This window comes from Cryobacterium luteum, assembly GCF_900110125.1.
GTDB classification, from domain to species: domain Bacteria; phylum Actinomycetota; class Actinomycetes; order Actinomycetales; family Microbacteriaceae; genus Cryobacterium; species Cryobacterium luteum.
In genome coordinates this window covers 18,008-32,536 of record NZ_FOCN01000001.1, presented here as the reverse complement: position 1 = coordinate 32,536, position 14,529 = coordinate 18,008, and the positions used below count along the sequence as shown (strand labels likewise).

Annotated in this window: 9 protein-coding genes; 5 read left to right on the top strand and 4 right to left on the bottom strand. The window is 65.9% G+C overall.

The window, feature by feature from the left end; all coding sequences use genetic code 11:
* The first annotated feature begins 5 nt into the window (after positions 1-5).
* A complete protein-coding gene (locus BMW72_RS00135) occupies positions 6-1,175 on the top strand; it encodes a GGDEF domain-containing protein (RefSeq protein ID WP_166787753.1) in 1,170 nt (389 codons plus the stop codon).
* A gap of 71 nt (positions 1,176-1,246) precedes the next feature.
* On the opposite strand, the gene BMW72_RS19445 is transcribed toward BMW72_RS00135, so the two are convergent.
* Positions 1,247-1,960, bottom strand: coding sequence for a response regulator transcription factor (locus BMW72_RS19445; protein ID WP_092106055.1), 714 nt, complete (start codon positions 1,958-1,960; stop codon positions 1,247-1,249).
* 95 nt (positions 1,961-2,055) lie between these two features.
* Here BMW72_RS19445 and BMW72_RS00125 point away from each other — a divergent pair, with 95 nt between their 5' ends.
* Together BMW72_RS00125 and BMW72_RS00120 are read left to right on the top strand one after the other, a co-directional pair.
* Entirely contained in the window at positions 2,056-3,534 is a 1,479-nt protein-coding gene (locus BMW72_RS00125; RefSeq protein WP_092106053.1) for a malate:quinone oxidoreductase, read from the top strand.
* Between the two features lie 383 nt (positions 3,535-3,917).
* Positions 3,918-4,226 carry a hypothetical protein gene (locus BMW72_RS00120; protein ID WP_092106051.1) on the top strand — a complete coding sequence of 103 codons (309 nt, stop codon included), beginning with the start codon at positions 3,918-3,920 and terminating at the stop codon, positions 4,224-4,226.
* 57 nt (positions 4,227-4,283) lie between these two features.
* Here the strand turns inward: BMW72_RS00120 and BMW72_RS00115 are convergent, their stop codons facing one another.
* From BMW72_RS00115 to BMW72_RS00105, 3 genes are all read right to left on the bottom strand, one after another.
* On the bottom strand, positions 4,284-4,565 hold the full coding sequence (locus BMW72_RS00115; protein ID WP_092106049.1) for a hypothetical protein: 282 nt from the start codon (positions 4,563-4,565) through the stop codon (positions 4,284-4,286).
* A 15-nt stretch (positions 4,566-4,580) separates the two neighbouring features.
* Positions 4,581-4,955, bottom strand: coding sequence for a hypothetical protein (locus BMW72_RS00110; RefSeq protein ID WP_134450398.1), 375 nt, complete (start codon positions 4,953-4,955; stop codon positions 4,581-4,583).
* Positions 4,956-5,033: 78 nt separating this feature from the next.
* Positions 5,034-5,279 carry a hypothetical protein gene (locus BMW72_RS00105; protein WP_092106045.1) on the bottom strand — a complete coding sequence of 82 codons (246 nt, stop codon included), beginning with the start codon at positions 5,277-5,279 and terminating at the stop codon, positions 5,034-5,036.
* A gap of 247 nt (positions 5,280-5,526) precedes the next feature.
* On the opposite strand from BMW72_RS00105, the gene BMW72_RS00095 reads away from it, so the two are divergent.
* Together BMW72_RS00095 and BMW72_RS00090 are read left to right on the top strand one after the other, a co-directional pair.
* The gene (locus BMW72_RS00095; RefSeq protein WP_134450397.1) at positions 5,527-12,795 is read left to right on the top strand and encodes a fibronectin type III domain-containing protein; all 7,269 of its coding nucleotides are present in this window, start codon (positions 5,527-5,529) and stop codon (positions 12,793-12,795) included.
* A 344-nt stretch (positions 12,796-13,139) separates the two neighbouring features.
* Positions 13,140-14,345 carry an Rv2578c family radical SAM protein gene (locus BMW72_RS00090; protein ID WP_092106041.1) on the top strand — a complete coding sequence of 402 codons (1,206 nt, stop codon included), beginning with the start codon at positions 13,140-13,142 and terminating at the stop codon, positions 14,343-14,345.
* Positions 14,346-14,529: the final 184 nt, after the last annotated feature.

Sequence of the window (14,529 nt, the reverse complement as noted above, 5' to 3'; positions counted from 1 at the left end):
GGCGCATGCACCTGGACACTCTGACCCTGCTCCTGCTCAACGGTGTGGTCGTCGCCCTGTGCGGGGTGTCGTTCGTACTGAACACCGCGTTCAACCGCAACGATGCCGTCGGCCGTATCTGGAGCATGGCCTTTATCGCTGCCATGACGGTGACCGTCGCGCACGGCGCCTCCGTGACCGGGCAGCTTATCTGGTGGGCCATCGTCGTGGCCAACGTGGCCCTGACCATCGCCGTCGGCGCGGTCTGGCTGGGACTTCGCCGTTACAACCGGCGCCGCCGCGGCTCCTGGGTGATCGCCACGATCAGTGTGGCTGTGCTGGCCGCAACGCTGCTGCACGGCGAATCGGCCGGTCGTTGGGCTGGCGCTGCCGAAATGTGGATCGGCCTCGCGGTGATGCTGGCGCTCGGCGCGCTCGAAGCCGTGCGCGGGCGGTTGCGTCGCAACCTGAGCGGTCGCATCCTGGCGGTCGCCCTGTGGGTCGCGGCGCTGACCGCCCTGGTGCGTGCCATCGTCTTCACGGTCGACGGCGTTACCGGGGAAATGTTCCTGACCTACTTCAACACGGCCAATATGGCCGCTCTCGGCCTGTGTCTCGTCGTGGTCGTGACCATAGCCGCTTCGGTCCTCCGTGCCGAACAGGGGACGACGAGCGCCGTCGGAGACCTGACCGACGGCATCCACTCGGCGGCCGGGGTGTTGTCAGCGGCAGCGTTCGTGCAGGCGGCCACGGACCATCTGGACCGTGCGCACACCGCGCGGGTCGGACTCGCCCTGATCGGGGCCGACATCGATAACCTTCCGGAGATCAATACCGCCTTCGGCCGGGTCGCCGGCGATGAGGCGATCGCCCGGTTTGCCGCGAAACTGCGTGAGAGCGCCCCGGTGCTCTCGATCATCGGACATCGGGCCAGCGGACGGTTCTTGGTTCTCGCTGCAGCAGACTCGGCGGCTGAAGCCCGCGCACTCGCGGAGCGCATCCAGACCGCGCTCGTCGAGGAGCCGATGACGGAGGCCTCCCTGATTCGGCTGACGGCGAGTTTCGGCATCGCCGACACCTTCGACCACGGCTACAGCCTGACCGCGCTCGGTGACGCGGTGAACACCGCCATCGGCACCGTCACGGTGCGCGGCGGCAACGACATCGCCGTGCAGCTCGCGCCGCTCGCATCCTGATTATTTGGCGGCGCAGCAGATTTACGGCTGATCGCTGGTCGCGGCGAGTTGCATCAGGCGCTCCGACGGGTTCAGTCGCAGGTCGTTGTGTTCGAATCGCCCATTTCGTGCGGTGCAGGATCGAGTACCGCACGGGCGGCGTCGACGGCCGGCACGAAAGTCGGAGCGGAAGCCACGGGAGTCGGTCGAAATGCCGGTGACGACATCGTGGCGAGGGGGGTCGCAACCGCCCCATCAGAAGCGGTGCGCACGAAAGGGCTGATCGGCGCGGCGACGCGCCGTTCGGCCGCCGCATCAAGGCTCGGGGGACCGGTGACGGCGCTCGCGCTGGTCATTGCCGTGGAGGACGCGGCCGGCACAGCCAGCGGCGCCGACGGGATGGCGGCATCCGCTGTGAGGGAGTGACGGGGACGTCGCAGCATAGCTTCGATGCGCGCGCGCAGTTCGCGCGGTCGAAACGGCTTGGTCAGGTAGTCGTCGGCGCCGGCTTCGAGGCCCTGCAGGGTGTCGATCTCGTCGTCGCGGGCGGTGAGCATCACGAGGTAGGTGGGGCTGAAAGCCCGAATGCGCTTGGCGGTTTCGAAGCCGTCGATGCCGGGCATGCTCACGTCGAGAGTGGTCACGACCGGATCGTAGGCGCGCACCGCAGCGAGGCCGTCAAGGCCGTTGCTCGTGGCGACGACGTCAAACCCGGCCTGGGTCAGCACGGCCTCCAGCAGGCTGCGAATGTCAGCGTCATCCTCGATGACAACGGCGATGCGACGATCGGTACGTTCTGGCCCCATGACCTAAGTATCCCCTACTCCGGGGAGCGGGCGACAGGCGAGTGCAGGCCCGGGTGCGGTCGGGCGCATCCACTCGCAGCGATACACTCGAAGGTGTGAATTCTCAGGGAACCGTTGACGTAGTCCTCATTGGTGGCGGCATCATGAGTGCCACCCTCGGCACGCTCTTGAAGGAGCTGCAGCCCGATTGGCGGATCGAGGTGTATGAGCGCCTCGGTGAACTGGCCCAGGAGAGCTCGAACCCGTGGAACAACGCTGGCACCGGCCACGCCGGATTGTGCGAGCTCAACTACATGCCGCAGGCCGCAGACGGTTCGGTCACCGCCGACAAAGCCGTCGTCATCAACGAGCAGTTCCAGATCAGCCGGCAGCTGTGGGCGCACCTCGTTACGAGTGGGGCCCTGCCGGAGCCGAACAAGTTCATCAACTCCACCCCGCACATGACCTTCGTGCACGGCAAAGCCAACGTGGAGTACCTGCGCAAGCGTCACGCCGTTCTGGCGACCCAGCCGCTGTTCGCCGGTATGGAGTTCAGCGACAACGTCGAAAAGATCGGTACCTGGACCCCGCTGCTCACCCGCAAGCGTGCGGCCGGCCAGAAGATCGCCGCCACCCGCATCGTGAGCGGCACCGACGTGGACTTCGGCGCCCTCACCCGTCTGCTGTTCGAAAACCTCGAGAATCAGGGGGTCACGATGCACATGAACGAGCAGGTCGTCGGCCTCAAGCACAAAGCGGACGGCACCTGGAATCTCAAGCTTCTGCGCCAGGTCGGACAGACCCGCAGTACCATCGACGCCCGCTTCGTCTTCGTCGGCGCCGGCGGTGGCGCCCTCGCGCTGCTGCAGCAGAGCGGGATCCCCGAAATCAAGGGTTTCGGTGGCTTCCCGATCAGCGGCCAATTTTTGCGCACCACCAACCCGAAGCTCGTCGCTCAACACCAGGCCAAGGTGTACGGCAAGGCGGCCAAGGGCGCTCCGCCCATGTCGGTACCGCACCTGGACACCCGCGTCGTCGACGGCGAAATGTCGCTGCTCTTCGGCCCGTATGCCGGGTTCAGCCCCAAATTCTTGAAGACCAGCACCTGGTTTGACCTGCCGTTCTCCATTCGTACGCACAACCTCGGGCCGATGCTCGCCGTGGCCCGCCACAACTTTGACCTCATGAAATACCTGATCGGCGAGGTGTTCGCGTCGAGGGCGGCCAAGCTCAAAGCCCTGCGCGAGTTCATTCCCGCCGCGGTCTCTGAGGACTGGGAACTCATCACGGCCGGCCAGCGCGTGCAGGTCATGAAGAAAGACGCCAAGCTCGGCGGAGTGCTGCAGTTCGGTACCGAGGTCATCACCTCCAGTGACGGATCGATCGCCGGTCTGCTCGGCGCCTCGCCGGGAGCCTCGACGGCCGCGCCGATCATGGTGGATCTCCTGGCCCGCTGCTTCCCCGACCGCATTGAGGGTTGGAAGCCGCGGATCCGCCAGATGATCCCGAGCTACGGCACCAGACTTTCCGACGATCCCGCCGCGGCCGCCGCGTCACTCGCCGCGACCGCTGAGGTACTGCACCTCAGCAACTAGGTTCAAGCGCCTGGTGGCGAATTCAGGAAATCTGCGGCAGGTGGGCTTCGGCCGCCCGGCGTTGGGCTTCTCCGGCCCGTTCGGATGCTGGTTTTCCTGAATTAGCCCCCGTGGGCGGGGTACGGTCGGCTTGCGCGGGGCATAACTCCTGCAATCTGCGCGCCGCGAAGTGAGCTTCCGCGTGATTCCGCGGGTCGGCCGGCGCGCCCAGAACGAATTGCAGGAGTTATGCGCACCGAGCGGGGTGGCCGGGTGTTAACTCTCGCGGGGCGGGGCGGGCACCTTGGAGCGTCGTGGGAATTGGGTAGGAGGGTGCTGTCAACCCCTTGAATCGGGTGGCCAGCGGATGTCTACTTAAGGCCCAACCGGCCCGGAGGCGGCAAGTGAACCCGAACAATGGCGTTTCGGATGCGGAAAACCTGCGCGTATCGCAGCTCGGCATTCTCCAGCTCACCCCGACCGAATGGTTGGTGCGAGATCCGCAAATTCTTGATGGCGACCCGGCCGCCCTCCTCGGGGTCATCCAGCAAAGCGGGGACGCCTACGAGGTGACCAAGCTCGGCATTCTCACAACGAGGTGGTTCTACTCCTCGTTCGACCGGGCTCAGGCCAGCTTTCTGGTGCGGGGCGCTCCCGCGAAGCGGCCGGCTACGCGGTCGATCCAACCGCTCGCCTTGCGCCGAACGGACTAGTCGGGCGCGGACACCCCGGCCCGGCGTACCAGCCGGGGTGTCTGCGCCGCAGCGGGTCTAGATTTCGTGACTGCCGTCATCCGCTGAGGGGGTTGCCTTACGTTCTTCTTTCTCGACGGATGCCTCGGTGCGGTCGAGCAGATCACTCACCTTGGTCTGCGCTACGGATGCCGCGTCGCGCGCGATGGTCTCGGCCTGTGAGATGACCTTCTGGGTGGTGGGGTCGCCCCACAACTCGTGCGCCTTGGCGCTGAGTCGGTCGTAAGCCTGACGGCCGGCTTTGGATCCGAGCACGAAGCCGGTCGCGGTGCCGGCGAGGAACAGAAATTTTCCTTTCATGGGGGCTCCTTGTGGTTAGGCGGTGGGTTCAGCGAGGGTGGGGTCTTCTTCGCGTTCGGCGTCGGCGTTCGGATCGGCGGCCGTGCCGGGTTCGCTGTCGGGTTTGGCATCGCCGTGCGGTTCGACCGGGGTCGCGGCGGCGGCTTCTCCGGCTATCGATCCGTCGGCGCTCGGTGCAGGTCCGTCGGGGCCGGTGCTCTCGCTCGCGACGGGAACAGGCGGTTCGGTGCCTTCATCGCCAGAACCGCCGGGTGTCTCGGCCGAGCCGGCGTGTTCCGCTTCCGGCCCGTCGGGGCCGTCCGGCCCCACGAGTTGTTCGGGATTGCTCGGTGTGCTCGGTGGCTCCGGAATATCGAGCGGCGGTTCGACGGGATCAGAATCGTGGGTCACGGGCATACCTTTCTCGACGGTCACAACGACGCCCTGTCGGGCGACATTCAAGTTATACCCCGAACGGGTGACATTCACTTAAAGTTGCCGTCGCGCCGGGCGGCGCCCGGTGGCATCGAGTCCGATCGCCTGGATATGACCGTTCGGGTGTGGGCAGATCCACACGTCGGTCCACGCCAGCGGAATCGCGAGCGCCGCGAACCGCTCACGCAACTCCTTCTCGGTGACTTTCTCGCCCGCCGGGTCGCGGTAGCTGAACCCCCGGCCGGAGCCTCGCCGGGAGTAGCTCGGCCGCGTCGGGTCGCTGCGTCGCAGCTGGGTCATGCTTGTGTTGCCAGTCGTCGCACATGCCGGCACAGTACTGCGAAACGCTCGCGAGCGGATGCCGCACCGCGGCCCCCACAGGCGCTGGGCGCCGCGCAGGTGCGAAGCGCGCCGCGGCATCACGCGACACCGGCCGAGCGCCCGTTCGGGTGCCCTCACTACTGGGGCTGATCCGCGGGTCTCTCGGTGCACCAGAGTGAACCCTTGGAAACATCTATGACTTGTAGGTGCTTATCGGGGGATTTTCGTGGTTAAACATCGGTCAATTCGTGGCGCGCGTTCGAGGGCCGTTGCCCTCAGCACGACGATTGCACTCCTCTTCGGACTCGGCTTCGCCGCGGTAGGTTCAGCCTCCGCCACCGAGGCGCCCGCCGACACGATCACCACGGTCGACTCGGTTGTGACGGATGCCCCCGCTCCCGACACCACGGATGCCCCCGCGGGCGCGTCCACGGACGCTGCCGAGCCGACAGGCGAGTCGACGACCGACCCGAGTGCCGCCCCGTCCACCGCTCCAACCACGGCCCCATCCACCGCTCCAACCACGGCCCCGACGGTCGAGCCGACCGCCGAGCCCACCGAAGCCGCCGAGCCCACCGAAGCCCCGAGCCCCGCCGCCCGCGGCATGGAAGCTGCTCTGGCCGAGGGCACCGCGACCGTCTCCGGTCGCCTGATTGACTCCGTCACGTCGGAGCCGCTTGCGGGGCTGGCCGTTGACCTCCGGCCGGACACCGGCAACGATAATACTGAATTCTGGCAGACGGCCACCACCGACAGCGCCGGCACGTTCACATTTTCGGTCACGTCTGAGAACTGGTATTACGTCGAGACCACCAACAATGCGCTCGGCTACGTGTCTACGTATGTCGGGAGCATGACTGTCTCGATCGGGGAAAACTACCCGCTCGGCGACACCAAGGTCGTGCGCGGTGGCACGATTAGCGGCACGCTGACCCCGCCCGCAGATCTCACCGCCCTGCTCAGCACCTATGTCATGGCCGTACCGGTATCGGGTTCTACGAACGGCTCGGGCACCAGCTCGGTTTCCGTCGAGCTCAAGCAGGGAACAACGACCGACTGGGATCTCGCTGTAGCCCCGGGCACGTACCACGTTCAGCTCGCGAACTCCTACGGTCCCACCACCGAACTGTGGTGGAACAGCAACGGCAACGTCGGTACCAAGGCTGAGGCCGAGGCCGTCACTGTCCAGGTCGGCGACACATTTTCGGGCATTAACGGCGCGCTTAGGTACAGCGATCACACCATCAGCGGCACGGTGCGCGATGCTGACGGCATTCCCTTGAGAAATGTGAGCGTCAGTGCCCGGCCCGCAGCGTCGAATGGCGGTTATTCCTACGTCTCCACGGACGAAAATGGTAAATACGTCATCGGCAATGTGGTTGCTGGAGAGTACGTCGTGCAATTCACCCCGCGGTCAGGGGACGGCATCAGCAAGTACTACGACAACGCAGCGACCTTCGATGACGCGACTCGCTTGGCGTTCACCGCCGGCACCGCCCATGCATACGAGAACGTCGACGCCACGATTGAGCGCGGCTACAGCATCAGCGGCACGGTACACATTGCTCCCAGTCTCGATGCCTACGTCACGGTTGTGGCTGAATCAGTGGATGGAACGGTCAGCAAGTACGGGTCGTGGAACAGTGACGATTCCCGGTACACCATCCCCGACCTCGCTGCGGGCAAATACACCGTCAAGTTCAGCGTCGGCAGTGTCACCCAGTATTACGGCGGTGAGACCCTGGCCGAAGCGACCGTTCTCACCGTGCCCGGCGGAGATTCCACCGATCTGGTCGGCATCAACGGGTCGATCTCGGCCGCGACGATTTCGGGAACCGTGGCGAGTTCGTCGAATTCTTATCAACAAGTCGAAATTCTGTCGCTTGATGGCAAATTCGTTGCGAGCGCCTCTGCCTATAACGGCTCGTATTACGTCACACTCGAGCCCGGTAGCTACAAGGCCCGCGTTCTCGAGGGCAACTCGATCAGCCAGTACTACAACGGCGTGTACACGCTCGCCGACGCCGAAACCATCGTCGTCGCCGACGGCGAGACCTTCACCGCCGACTTCGGCGTCGTCGGTGGCACCATCTCCGGAACCGTGACGGCCGCTACATCGGTGGCCGGCACTGTTGCAACGCTCTACCGGGCTAACGACACCGTCAACTCGATGAGGACCGTGACCCTCGACGACACCGGGGTGTATGCCTTCGAGGGGCTCACCCCGAACAATTACATGATCAAAATCGCGACGAAAGACACATTTTTCGCGGAGCGATGGTTCGGTCCCTCGGGCAAAATAGCGGATGCGACTGCCATCGATCTCAAGGCGAATGCCGAGTACAACAGTGCGGACGTCGCTCTCACGAAGGGTGGCGGCCTTCGCGGCACGATCACCGGGCTGACGAACTCCAATTCTGCCTATGTGTACCTCTCCAACACTGACAACCAGTCGGTAGCAAGTGTCTACGCCAATTCCACCAGTGGAACCAATCAGCGCACCTGGAGCATGTCGGGGATACCCGCTGGCGAATACAAGGTTCAACTTCAGAGCTCCGGCACCTCGTCCTGGTGGCAGAACGGCGCCTCCTTCGAAACCGGCACGCTGATCACGGTGACCGCCGGTGAATGGAACGAGAACATCGACTTCGCGCCGGGTGTCTCGATCAGCGGCACCGTGACATCCGCTGTCGACGGCAGCCCCGTCACGAACGGCACCGTTTACGCCTACCCGGCCGGCGAAAACTACCGCAGCTACTACGCCTATCCCGGCCCAGACGGAAGCTACGCATTCACCGACCTGCCGGCTGGCGACTACCTGCTGCAATTCGAAGGCTACAGCTACAACAACAACAACTCTCCGTCAAGCTCGTTTCACACGCAGTGGTATCTAGGCGCCGCTGACCAAGCCTCGGCCACACCGGTCACGGTCGTCGACGGTGTCGCCACAAGCGACATCAACGTGGCCTTGCAACCCGGCATCGCTATCTCAGGCACTATAACGGATGCCGCCACCGGCGCTCCGGTTGCCAACGCATCGGTTTCCGGGTGGTCCGGTTACAGCGCGAGCACCGATGCCAACGGACACTACGAGGCAACGCTCAGTGCCCCGGGTACGCATCAAATCACCGTCAGCACCAACACCTACGTTCGGCAGAGCGTCTCCATCGATGTGCCTGCCGAGGGGCTGACCAACGCCGACGTGCAACTGGTGGCGGGAAGCGTCATCTCGGGAACTGTCACGGCCGCGAACAACGGTGTGCCCTTGTCATTCGTCAACGTCTATATCTCGACCGACCAGCAAAATTGGTCGTGGTACAACCAGACCTCCACGGATGCCAACGGATATTTCACCTCGCAGCCGCTGCTTCCGGGCAGCTACTACGTGCGCTACGCCAATAACCAGGGCCAGTACGTCACCCAGTGGTTTGATAACTCCGCCACCGGTGCCCAGTCCACTCCCGTCGAGGTCGGCATCGAACCCGTCACCGACATCGACGCCCAACTCACGCTCGGTGGTGGAATCGTGGGCACGATCACCGGCAGCGACGGTCAGCCGCTCCCCAATGCGCGCGTCGGCCTCGCCACCGCACCATCGCAGCCCGCCGCGCGCATGTTGGGTGCACGGGTTGCCGGTGGTCAACTGCTCGGCATCGAAACCTACACCGGCTCCGACGGCAGCTTCACCATGCCCCCTGTCGAACCGGGCCGGTACGTGCTCTACGTCTACGACCAAAATCACAAAACCACCTGGTATAACGGCAAATCCACTCTCGAAGACGCCGACGTCATCACCGTCGAAGCCGGCCAGACGCAGACCGTGCCCTTCACCGACGTTCAACCGCTCGCCGAAAACGAAGCGGCCCTTGAGCCCGAACAAACGCTGAGCAACGACTTCACGGTCACTCAGCAGCCGATCGACCGGTCAACCGAGAGTGGCAACAGCGCCACGTTCACCGCGTACGCCTCCGGTACCCCGCTGCCGAGCATTCAGTGGCAGAGCGACGCAAACGGTGACTGGTCTGACCTGTTCTGGCAAACCTCGACGACCCTCAACGTCACAGCACCGGCCTACGGCGACCCCGCGGTGAACTACCGCGCCGTGTTCACCCAGAACGGCGACACCCGCACCTCTGAACCGGCGGCCCTGACCGTTCTGGCCCCGATCACCGCCCCGGACGCGCCGGCCCTGCCGACGATCACCGACCAGAATTACACCGGCGGCACGGTCTCCTGGACCGCTCCGGCGAGCAACGGAGCTGCCATCACCGGCTACACCATCAACGTTTACGACGGTGCCACCCTGGTGCGCACCATTCCTACCGGCGTGGTGCTCACCTCTCCGATCGGCGGCCTCACCGACGGCACCGCCTACGAGGTCACCGTCACCGCGACCAACAGCGAGGGTGCGAGCGCGGAATCCGACCGGGCCACGCTCAGCACGGTGGCCTTCACCGTGCCGAACGCCCCGGCCACTCCCGCTCTCACCTCCGTCGACAGCACCCACGTCACGGCAACTTGGGTCGCGCCGACCGATGACGGCGGTACCGCCGTGACCGGATATGTCGTGAACCTATACCAGGGCGTCGACCTGGTTCAGACCGAGACAACGGATGCCCTCAGCCTCACCTTTGAAGGCCTCACCCGTGCCACGGCCTACACGGTCGAGGTCATGGCGACGAACGCGGTAGGCAGCAGTCCTGTCACTCAGCGCTCTGAACCGGTGAAGACGAAGGCCACCGTGCCCGACCCGGCGGGCCCGCCGACGCTGGCGTCCGCATCCGCTTCGACGATCAGCGCCGCCTGGACGCCGCCGAACAATGGCGGTTCCGACATCACCGGCTACACCGTGCGGCTGTTCAATGGCAGCGAGTTGGTCGAGACGAAGACCCCGACGGCGACCACGGTCACCTTCGCCGGCTTGACGAGGGGAATCGCCTACACGGCTGATGTCTCGGCGTCGAACAGTGTCGGAGCGGCAGCAGCATCCGCTGTCTCCGGTTCGCTCACCATTCCGGTGACGATCCCCGGCATCCCGGCTGCGCCGACCGAGGCTGCTCTTTCGGCCACCGAAATCGCTGTGGCGTGGACGGCGCCGGACAATGGCGGGACAGCGATCACCCGCTACGCGGTGAACCTCTACCGCGGTTCCGACCTGGTACGCACGACTACAACGGATGCCCTCACCGTAACCTTCACCGATCTGGCCAAGGCCACGGCGTACACCGCCGAGGTCAGCGCCGAGAACGCTATCGGCAGCGGTTGGGCCTCCGAGCGTTCAGCGGCGGTCTCTACTCCAGCGACGGTGCCCGCACGTCCCGGCCAGGTAAGCGCTGGAGCCACGTCCTCCACTCAGATTGCCGTGGCCTGGGCGGCGCCCGATAACGGCGGAACGCCGATCACCGGCTACACGCTTAAGCTGTATCAGGGCCCCGACCTGGTTGACACGCAGACCGCACGAGCGATCGACAGCGGCTTAACCTTCACCGGCCTCACCCGGGCCACCACGTACACCTTCGAGGTCTTCGCGACCAACGCGGTCGGCGACGGCCCTGCCTCCGAGCGCTCGGCTGAGGTGACGACGCCGGCCACCGTGCCCGACGCGCCGGCTGCGCCGACGCTGGTGCGGGCATCCGTTTCGGAGATCACGGTCAGCTGGACCGCGCCGCACAACGGCGGAGCGGCGATCACCGGTAACACCGTGCGACTGTTCAACGGCAGCACGCTGGTCGAGACGAAGACCACCGACCAAACCGCGGTCACCTTCGCCGGTCTCACCCGCGGCATCGCCTACACCGCTGACGTCTCGGCGGCCAGCACCATCGGTTCGGGAGCAGCATCCGCTGTCTCGGAGGCGCTCACCATTGCGCTGGCGGTGCCGGGCGTTCCCGACGCTCCGACGATCACGGCGTCCTCGGCCACCGCGATCGCCGTGGCATGGTCGGCCCCCGTCGACGACGGCGGATCCTCGATCACCGGTTACCGGGTGAACCTCTATCAGGGCGCTGAACTGGTCAAGACCGCCACAACGGATGCTCTCACCGTCACCTTCTCCGGCCTCACCCGGGCCACGGCCTACACGGCCGCAGTCATCGCCGTGAACGCGATCGGTGGCGATGCGGTCTCGGATCGCTCGACTGCCGTGTCAACTTCCACGACGATCCCCGGCCTACCCGATGCGCTGGCCCTCACGGCCGCCTCGGCCACCGAGATCGCGGCAAGCTGGTCGGCTCCGGCCGACGACGGCGGCAGCGCGGTCACGGGTTACACCGTGAAGCTGTTCCAGGGCTCGACCCTGGTGAGCACCGTAGAAACCGGCGACCTGTCGTTTACCTTCACCGGCCTCACCCGGGCGACGGCCTACACGGCCGAGGTCTTCGCTGTGAACGCCGTCGGCGCGGGGCCCATCTCCGATCGCTCGGCCGCGGCCACGACGAAGGCCACCGTGCCCGACGCGGGCGCTGCGCCGTCGCTGGCGGCGGCATCCGCTTCGACGATGAGCGTCACCTGGACGGCGCCGAGTAACGGCGGCGCAGCACTGACCGGCTACACCGTGCGACTGTTCACCGGCAGCACGCTGGTCGACACGAAGTCCACGGCGACGACCACGGTCACCTTCACCGGCCTCGCACGGGGAATCGCCTACACGGCCGACGTCGCAGCCGTCAACGCGATTGGGTCGGGATCGGTATCCGCTCCCTCGACGGCCGTCACCATTCCGGCGACGACCCCCGACGCTCCCGCTGCGCCAACCGTCACCACGGTTTCAGCGACCGGGGCGAGCGTCACGTGGTCGGCTCCCGCAGCCAACGGAGGGTCGGCTCTCACTGGATACGCCGTGAGTGTTTGGGAGGGCGAAGTACTGATCGCTGAACAGACAACGGATGCCGCCACCACGACCGCCACGTTCGCCGGCCTCGACCCCGCCACCGATTACTCGGCCACCGTGCGGGCGACGAATGCCGTGGGCAGCAGCGCGCACTCGGCCGATTCTGCAACGGTGCGCACCAAGCCGGCGGATCCCGCCGACGTCGACCTGACCGAGGTCATCAAGAACGTGATCGTGCCCGACTCCGTTGTTCTCATTCAGGGTGAATCGGTCACGATCAGCGGGCTGACGCCGGGCGAGCAGTACTACGCGTTCTTCATGTCGATCCCGATCGGGACCTCCTGGCAGACCGCTTCGTCGACGGGAACCATCACGGTGCAGGTGCCCACGTCGTTTACCACGACGGCCCACCGCATCGCGGTCTCGAACGCGGCCGGCGTCATCATCGGCTGGGCGAACGTGACGATCAACCCCGCTCCCGCTGGTACCGGTACTGGCACTCCGGTGGCACCGGCTGTGGCGGCTACCGCTGCTACGAAGAAGGCCCTGGCCAGCACCGGAATCGACCCGCTGCCGTTCACCCTGCTGGCCGGCGTGATGCTGGCGCTCGGCGCTGCGGTGCTCACTGTCGGGCGTCGCCGGGGTCGGGCCGGGCTGGTGCGCTGAGGCGCGGCATCCGTTGGTCATCCCCCCGGTGGCCGACGGATGCCGCTCCGCGGGTTGCGCGCGCTGCCCGTTCTCTGTCGTTCGTGCTCGCGGCACCTGTACAAGCTCGGGGCACTCCTACCCCCGGGGCGCCCCGAACCCTAAGGTGCGTCGCGAACCCCTTGTGCCCTCACGGCACGTGTTTAGGAAGCCTGCCCGCGTTCAAACCAGTGCCAACCTCTCAAACACGTGCCGCGAGGCCGCGACGCGGGGGAGCGACGCGCGCGCGGCCCGCGGCATCCGCTTGGGTGCGGGTTTTGCCGGGCACACTTGCACATCACTAGAACTTGTGTTCGACTTGATGCATGAGGTGGAGCGGACAAGAACTACAGACCGAGCAGGTCGGCGCGCTGCCGGGCCTTGCCCGCTTGAACAACCTCGTGCGCAGCGTTCAGACGCCCGAGTTCGCCAAAATCACGTTCCACGAGATCCTCTGTAAGTCGGCGCTCAACCATGTGCCCGGGCAGAGCGCGCTGCCGTTCGGCTACACGATCAATCCCTATCGCGGCTGCTCCCACGCCTGCACCTACTGCTTCGCGCGGCCCACGCACCAGTACCTCGACCTTGATGCCGGCACGGACTTCGACAGCGAGATCATCGTCAAGGTCAATGTGGCCGAGGTCTTGCGAAAAGAACTCGCCAAACCCACCTGGGGCCGGCATCCGGTGGCGCTCGGCACCAACACCGACCCGTATCAGCGTGCCGAGGGACGCTACCGGCTCATGCCCGGCATCATCGCGGCGCTCGCCCACAGTGGCACGCCCATTTCCATTCTCACCAAGGGCACCCTGCTGCGGCGCGATCTCGACCTGCTGGTCGAGGCGAGTGAGCACGTTCCGGTCGACCTCGCCATGTCCATCGCCATTTACGACGACGAACTGCAGCAGTCGGTCGAGCCCGGAACTCCCACCACCAAGGCGCGCCTCGCCACGGTCACCGCGGTACGCGAGCGCGGACTCGACTGCGGCATCTTTCTCATGCCGATTCTGCCCTTTCTCACCGACACCCGCGCCCACCTCGACGAAGCCCTGCGGCAGGCCAAAGCGGCCGGCGCCACGAGCGTGCTCTACTCGGGGCTCAACCTCAAGCCCGCCGTCAAGGACTGGTACCTGCGCTGGCTTGATCGCGAGCACCCCGAACTCGTCGGCCGCTACCAGGAGCTCTACGCCCGCGGACAATACGCCCCCAAGGAGTACCGCACCTGGCTCGCCGCCCGCATTCGCCCGCTCATTCGCGCGCACGGCCTCGAGCGTGGCGTCGTCGACCCCGCGACCGGCGGCATCTGCTCGAGTGCTCTGCCGTCGTCGCCAGAGCGGATGCCCGCGCCCGCCACCCGACCTCTCGCTCCGGCCCTCGGTACCGCCCCAAATTCTGGACGGGGCCCGGGCCCCGTCCACGGGCCCAGTTTAGAAACTGGGCCCGTGGCCATAAGGTGGGCCCAGACCGCGGAGGCGCCCGGATCGCTGATCGCCGCCGAGCTGCCGCCCGACTTGGCCCCCACCCTGTTCTGACCCTGACTTACGGACGGGGCCCGGGCCCCGTCCAGGGGCCCAGTTTAGAAACTGGGCCTACGGCCATAAGGTGGGCCCGAAGCGTCGATGACTCCCGAAACTCACGGCTGGGCGCCCTGCCCAGGGTGCACACCCACGAACGGAAGCACAGACAACCACTCCCACTGCCCACCCCACCAAACCC